This window comes from Erythrobacter sp., assembly GCF_036351135.1.
GTDB lineage: Bacteria > Pseudomonadota > Alphaproteobacteria > Sphingomonadales > Sphingomonadaceae > Erythrobacter.
Genome location: NZ_JAZBON010000017.1, coordinates 173,482 through 180,229 on the forward strand (window position 1 = coordinate 173,482; position 6,748 = coordinate 180,229).

The following is a 6,748-nucleotide window of genomic DNA, read 5'->3' on the forward strand; positions in this document are numbered from 1 at the left end:
GGGAACTCTCATTCATTGCAGTGTCAGCCGACGGGCGTTACCAGCCCCCGCTAACGGACTTGGACGGATTGATGACACCTTCGACGAAACTTTCGCTCGCCGCGCTGGGCGCTCTGGCGCTTTGCGCCGCGCCCGCAATCGCGCAGGACACGATCACCGACGAGGAGGCCGAGGCCGCGCGCGCCGACACGCGCTCCTATCCCCCGGTCAGCTTCGACCAAAGCGTCGAGCCCGACGATATCTGGGTGCTCGACCTCTCCAATGGCGAGCGCGTGAAGATCCGGCTGATGGACGAATGGGCGCCGACCCATGTCGAACGGATCAAGACGCTGACCCGGCAGGGCTTTTACGACGGCGTGATCTTCCACCGCGTGATCGACGGCTTCATGGCGCAGGGCGGCGATCCGACCGGGACGGGGCAGGGCGGCAGCGAGCTTCCCGACCTTGCCGAAGAGTTCAACCCGATGCCGCATGTGCGCGGCACCGTGTCGATGGCACGCGCCAATGACGAGGACAGCGCGAACAGCCAGTTCTTCATCGTCTTCTACCCGCGCTTCAGCCTGGACAAGCGCTACACCAATTTCGGTCGGGTGATCGAGAATATGGATGCGGTCGATGCGATCAATCGCGGTGAGCCGCCGCAGAACCCGACGCGTATCTTGCAGGCCTCGCTCGCCAGCGACAACCGCGCGCCGCCCGTCGCTGCGCCACCGCAGGTGCAGCCCGAAGTGACCGCCGACGCGCTCAACGCGCCGCTCGAACAGCAGTAGATCGGCTCACACCTGTCATTCCTGCGAACGCGGGAACCCAGGATAGCGTGCGCACGGGTCCGCCCTGGGTCCCCGCGTTAGCGGGGATGACCTTATGGCGCTAAAGGTCTAAGCGCCGCAGATGCGCGCCCTTCGACAAGCTCAGGATGATCGGATCGACTTTTCATGAAAGTCGACCTGTTCGATTTCGACCTTCCGCAAGACCGTATCGCGCTGCGACCCGTGCGTCCGCGCGATGCGGCGCGTATGCTGGTGGTGCGCGGGGGCGATGGGGCGTTCGAGGATCGCGGGGTCGCCGATCTGCCCGATCTACTCGAACCCGGCGATACCCTCGTCTTCAATGACACCCGCGTCCTGCCGGCGCAGCTTGAAGGCCGGCGCGTGGGCGGCGAAGCACGGATCGGCGCGACTCTGCACAAGCGGATCGACTTGCGCCGCTGGCAGGCTTTCGTCCGCAACGCCAAGCGGGTGCGCCAAGACGATCAGCTGATCTTCGGCGGCGGCGTCACCGCGATCGCCGAAGCGCGGCATGGCGACGGCTCGATCACCCTGTTCTTCGAAGGCGACGAGCCGGTCGAGGTGCTGCTCGACCGCGCCGGCACCATGCCGCTGCCGCCCTATATCGCGCGCGCACGCGGCGTCGACGAACAGGATCTCGCCGACTACCAGACCATGTTCGCCAGGGAGGACGGGGCCGTTGCCGCGCCCACCGCCAGCCTGCACTTCACCGATCGCCTCGTCGCGGCGCTCGACGATGCGGGGATCGGGCGCGAGATGCTGACGCTGCATGTTGGCGCGGGGACGTTCTTGCCGGTCAAGGCCGAGGACACGGCGGACCACGCGATGCACTCCGAATTCGGCCGGATCGAAGCGGGCACCGCCGAACGCCTGAACGCGGCGCGCGCGGCCGGCGGACGGATCGTCGCGGTCGGCACGACATCGCTGCGCCTCCTCGAAAGCGCCGCGGGAGAGGACGGGCAGATCCACCCCTTCGCCGGCGACACCGACATCTTCATCACCCCCGGCTATCGCTTTCGCGCGGTCGATGGGCTGATGACCAATTTCCACCTTCCCAAGTCGACGCTGATGATGCTGGTCAGCGCGCTGATGGGCCGCGAGCGGATGATGGCGGCCTATGCGCATGCGATCGAGAACGACTATCGCTTCTATTCCTATGGTGACTCCTCGCTGCTGCTGCCCTAGCGCGCGAAGACCATGCCCGAGCCCGTCCTCTCCATCCGCGGCCTGACCAAGGTCTATCCCGGCGGGGTGCGCGCGCTCGACGCGGTCGATCTCGACATCGAGCGCGGCGAGATCTTCGCGCTGCTCGGGCCCAACGGGGCGGGCAAGACGACGCTGATCGGCGCGGTCTGCGGGCTGGTGAAACCGAGCGGGGGCACCATCCATGCCTTCGGCCACGATCTTGCGCGCGACTGGCGGGCCGCACGGGCGCGGATCGGGCTGGTGCCGCAGGAACTCAGCACCGACATGTTCGAAACCGTGCGCCGCGCTGTTTCCTATTCGCGCGGGCTCTTCGGCCATCCCCCGGACAAGGCGCGGATCGAGCAGGTCCTGCGCTCGCTCAGCCTGTGGGACAAGCGGGACAGCCAGATCCGCGAATTGTCGGGCGGAATGAAGCGCCGCGTGCTGATCGCCAAGGCGCTGGCGCACGAGCCCGACCTCCTGTTCCTCGACGAACCGACCGCGGGGGTCGATGTGGAGCTGCGCAAGGGCATGTGGGAACAGGTCGAGGCCCTGCGCGAGCGCGGCACCACGATCATCCTGACGACGCACTACATCGAGGAGGCCGAGCTGATGGCGGACCGGGTCGGCATCATTCGCGACGGGCGCATCCTGATGGTCGACGACAAGGCGGCAATGATGCAGCGCATGGGCACGACCGAAGCCGTCCTCACCCTGGCCCAGCCGCTGGCCGCATTGCCCGACGCGGTTGCCGACCTGCCCGTCGCGCTGAACGAGGATGGCAGCCAACTGACCTATCGCGGCGGCGACGGCACAGGCAGCGGCAGCGCCGAGGTCGCCCGGCTGACCAAGCTACTGAACGCCGCCGGCATCGATTACGACGCGATCGAAATGCGCGACAGTTCGCTCGAAGACATCTTCGTCGATCTCGTCAGTTCGGGCGAAGTGGAGGAGGCCAGCTGATGGCGTTCAACGCTCGGGGCACCTGGTCGATCTACAAGCGCGAACTGATGCGCGCGATGCGCACCGCGTTCCAGTCGATCCTCGCGCCGGTGCTCACCACATCGCTCTATTTCGTCGTCTTCGGCACTGTCATCGGCGGGCGCATGGAGCCGGTCGACGGCGTCCCCTACGGCGCCTTCATCATTCCCGGCCTGCTGATGCTTACCCTGCTCGGCGAAACGACCAGCAATTCCTCCTTCGGCATCTACATGCCGCGCTTCACCGGCACGATTTACGAGCTGCTCTCGGCGCCCGTGGGAGTGGCCGAGACGCTGATCGGCTTCGTCGGGGCGGCGGCGACCAAGGGGCTGATCCTGGCCGCGATCATCCTGGCGACCGCGACCCTGTTCGTCGATTACGAGATTCGCCATCCGTTGGCCGCGGTGGGCTATATCATGCTGGTCGCGGCGAGTTTCTCGCTGTTCGGGTTCATCTTGGGCATCTGGGCCGACAGTTTCGAGAAGCTGGGCATCATCCCGGTCCTGTTTTTGACTCCGCTGACTTTCCTCGGCGGCACCTTTTATTCGATCGACGACCTGCCCGGCATCTGGTCGACCATCGCCTATGCCAACCCCATCGCGTTTCTCGTCAGCGGGCTGCGCTGGACGTTCTACGGCACGTCGGACGTCTCGATCTGGCTCTCGCTAGGCCTGACGCTGGGCTTTCTCGCGCTGTGCGTCGGGGTCATCGCCTTCATCTTCAGGACGGGATGGCGTCTGCGCGAGTAGCCCCTCCGCGACGCTTCAAACCCCGCTCATCGCCGCTGCTTCGCCGTTCGTCGATACCGCGGATCTTAGGTTACGAATGTTCATCTGCGCGCAAGAGTACCGGCGCGAAACGCGTCGTTGTTCGATTCCGAACAAGACAGGAGCTCAATCATGCATTTCCCCGTTCGCACTATCATGACACTGGTCGGTATGGGCGCACTCGCCCTTCCAGGTGCTGTTTTCGCCCAGAACGATGCGATCGAGGCCGAACCCTTTGTCGGAGCTTCGATCGGAATCCACGACCTCGGCTCGGACCTCGATGACGACGATGGGGGGGTCTACGGCGCCGTCGCCGGCGTCGATGTGCCGCTCGGTCCCACCCTGTTCGTCGGCGGCGAGGCGAACTTCCATTTCGGCGACGGCATCATCGACGAGGAATATGGCGTTGCTGCCCGCCTCGGTGCGCGCGTAGGGCGCAACAGCAAGCTTTATCTGCGCGCCGGCTACCAGGAGATCGAGCTCGACGCCTCCGCCTTCGCGCCAATCACGGTGCCCGACACGTTCGACTTGTCCGATGGTGATTTTCTGCTCGGTGCAGGCGTCGACTTCGGCGTTGGCGACGGCCCCATCCGGCTGCGCGCAGCGATCGACACGGTGAGCTTCGACACGACCCGCGCGACGACCGGCATCATTCTCGCTTTCTAACCGCTGCGAGACGACGAGAGGGGCGCCGGTTGCATGTCGCACCCGGCGCCCTTTTCTGTTTCACGCGGACACTACGCGAGGTGACAGGCGCGTCCACGCGGGTTAAGCGGCGCGGGCCTCATGTCCTCCCGCTTCTCCTTCACCCTTGCTGCGACCGACGGCGCCGCGCGCACTGGCACGATCCGCATGCAGCGCGGCGAAATACGGACGCCGGCTTTCATGCCGGTCGGCACCGCGGCGACGGTCAAGGCGATGAAGCCGCAGGATGTGCGCGCGACCGGCGCCGACATCATCCTCGGCAACACCTATCACCTGATGCTTCGCCCCGGAGCGGAGCGGGTCGCGCGGCTTGGCGGATTGCATTCCTTCATGCGCTGGGATCGCCCGATCCTGACCGATAGCGGCGGCTACCAGGTGATGAGCCTTTCCGATCTGCGCAAGCTGACCGAGGAAGGCGTCGAGTTTCGCAGCCATATCGACGGTTCGAAACACATGCTGACCCCTGAACGCTCGATGGAAATCCAGCGCCTGCTTGGCTCCGACATCGTCATGGCCTTCGACGAATGCCCGCGCGCCGATCGCCCGCGCGACGAGATCGCCGCCTCGATGGAGCTGTCGATGCGTTGGGCCAAGCGCAGCCGCGAGGGCTTCGACAGCGGCGAGGAGCACGCTTCCCGCGCCGCTCTGTTCGGCATTCAGCAGGGCGCCCTCGACGAAGACCTGCGCCGGATCAGCGCGGACAAACTCATCGATATCGGCTTCGACGGTTATGCAGTGGGCGGTCTTGCCGTGGGGGAGGGGCAGGAGGCAATGTTCGGCGTCCTCGACTATGCACCCGCCATGCTGCCCGAGGATCGCCCGCGCTATCTCATGGGGGTCGGCAAGCCCGACGATCTGGTCGGCGCGGTCGAGCGCGGCATCGATATGTTCGACTGTGTGCTCCCGACCCGTTCGGGTCGCAATGGACAAGCCTTCACCTGGAACGGGCCGATCAATCTGCGCAATGCGAAGTTTGCCGAAGACGCCGAACCGCTCGATGCGACCTCCGATTGCGCGGCCTCGCACCACTATTCGAAGGCCTATCTCCACCACTTGCACAAATCGGGCGAGATCCTCGGCGCCATGCTCGTGACCGAGCACAATCTCGCTTTCTACCAGGCCTTGATGCAAGCCATGCGCGATGCCATTGCGAATGGGCGTTTTGCCGAGTTCGCCGCGGACTTTCGGCGCCATTATTTTGGAAGTTGAACGATGCCGAAAATGCCCGAGGACTGCGCAGATATGCGCGAGGTGCGTGTAGGCGTCGATGCGACCGATCGCGAGCTTGTCGCGCTGCTCGAGCGGCGTTTCGGCTATATGCGCGCCGCCGCCCGTATCAAGGACACGCGCGAGGCGGTGCGCGACGAGGCACGCAAGGCCTATGTGATCGCTGCCGCGGTCGAGGATGCGCGAGCGCGCGGACTGCCGGGAGAGGTCATCGGCGACATTTGGGAGCGTCTTGTCGAGGGCTCCATCGCTTATGAATTCGAGGAGTGGGACCGGATTAGGAAATAGTCGGCGATCGCACGAACACCCACGCCAACCCCTCCGTAAAGGGAGGGGCAACGAGACTTACGAGCTTGCTCGTTAGTCGCAGTGGGGTGGGTCTCCGAAGCTGAAGAAACAAAAAGGGCGGCCCCGTCGGGAGCCGCCCTTTCGTATCTTCGATACTCTCGCGATTTAACGCGAATAGAACTCGACCACGAGGTTCGGTTCCATCGTGACCGGATAGGGCACTTCGTCGAGCTTCGGCACGCGGGTGAAGCTCACCTTGTCGTTGCCGTCGGGCGCGACGTAATCGGGAATTTCACGCTCGGGCAGGCTCTGCGCTTCGATGACGAGCGCCATTTCCTGCGCCTTTTTGCCCAGGCTGATGACATCGCCCACGTCGCAGCGGCGCGAGGGGATGTTGCACTTCACGCCGTTCACATAGATGTGGCCGTGGTTGACGATCTGGCGCGCGGCGAAGATCGTCGGCGCAAACTTGGCGCGGTAGACGATCATGTCCAGACGGCGCTCGAGCAGACCAATCAGGTTCTGACCGGTGTCACCCTTCATCCGCGTCGCATCCTTGTAGGTCGAGCGGAACTGCTTCTCGGTGACGTCGCCGTAATAGCCCTTGAGCTTCTGCTTTGCCCGCAGCTGCAGGCCGAAGTCGCTCATCTTGCTCTTGCGACGCTGACCGTGCTGGCCGGGGCCGTAGGAACGCTTGTTGACGGGGCTGTTGGGGCGACCCCAGATGTTTTCGCCCATGCGGCGATCGAGTTTGTATTTGGCGCTGTGACGCTTGCTCATTGCTTGTCCAATCTGCTGTGTTTTCAA

General features: G+C 64.7%; 8 protein-coding genes. 7 read left to right on the forward strand and 1 reads right to left on the reverse strand.

Going from position 1 to position 6,748, the window contains the following annotated elements; translation table 11 throughout:
* Nucleotides 1-71: 71 nt before the first annotated feature.
* The 7 genes from V2I30_RS05550 (at nucleotide 72) to V2I30_RS05580 (ending at nucleotide 5,941) form a co-directional block, all read left to right on the forward strand.
* Complete coding sequence (locus V2I30_RS05550) at nucleotides 72-770, forward strand: peptidylprolyl isomerase (RefSeq protein ID WP_330661083.1); 699 nt, start codon at nucleotides 72-74, stop codon at nucleotides 768-770.
* A 165-nt stretch (nucleotides 771-935) separates the two neighbouring features.
* The gene (gene queA / locus V2I30_RS05555) at nucleotides 936-1,973 is read left to right on the forward strand and encodes a tRNA preQ1(34) S-adenosylmethionine ribosyltransferase-isomerase QueA (protein WP_330661084.1); all 1,038 of its coding nucleotides are present in this window, start codon (nucleotides 936-938) and stop codon (nucleotides 1,971-1,973) included.
* A gap of 12 nt (nucleotides 1,974-1,985) precedes the next feature.
* Complete coding sequence (locus V2I30_RS05560) at nucleotides 1,986-2,936, forward strand: ABC transporter ATP-binding protein (RefSeq protein ID WP_330661085.1); 951 nt, start codon at nucleotides 1,986-1,988, stop codon at nucleotides 2,934-2,936.
* Nucleotides 2,936-3,703 carry an ABC transporter permease gene (locus tag V2I30_RS05565; protein WP_330661086.1) on the forward strand — a complete coding sequence of 256 codons (768 nt, stop codon included), beginning with the start codon at nucleotides 2,936-2,938 and terminating at the stop codon, nucleotides 3,701-3,703. The genes V2I30_RS05560 and V2I30_RS05565 overlap by 1 nt, the downstream gene beginning before the upstream one ends.
* Nucleotides 3,704-3,853: 150 nt before the next feature.
* Entirely contained in the window at nucleotides 3,854-4,387 is a 534-nt protein-coding gene (locus V2I30_RS05570; protein ID WP_330661087.1) for an outer membrane beta-barrel protein, read from the forward strand.
* Nucleotides 4,388-4,507: 120 nt separating this feature from the next.
* Nucleotides 4,508-5,635 carry a tRNA guanosine(34) transglycosylase Tgt gene (gene tgt, locus V2I30_RS05575; protein ID WP_330661088.1) on the forward strand — a complete coding sequence of 376 codons (1,128 nt, stop codon included), beginning with the start codon at nucleotides 4,508-4,510 and terminating at the stop codon, nucleotides 5,633-5,635.
* Nucleotides 5,636-5,638: 3 nt separating this feature from the next.
* Nucleotides 5,639-5,941: a chorismate mutase gene (locus V2I30_RS05580; RefSeq protein ID WP_330661089.1), complete on the forward strand. Its 303-nt coding sequence runs from the start codon at nucleotides 5,639-5,641 to the stop codon at nucleotides 5,939-5,941.
* A gap of 165 nt (nucleotides 5,942-6,106) precedes the next feature.
* Here V2I30_RS05580 and rpsD read toward each other — a convergent pair whose 3' ends face one another.
* Nucleotides 6,107-6,721, reverse strand: a complete 615-nt coding sequence (gene rpsD, locus V2I30_RS05585) for a 30S ribosomal protein S4 (RefSeq protein WP_330661090.1) — start codon at nucleotides 6,719-6,721, stop codon at nucleotides 6,107-6,109.
* Nucleotides 6,722-6,748 lie beyond the last annotated feature (27 nt).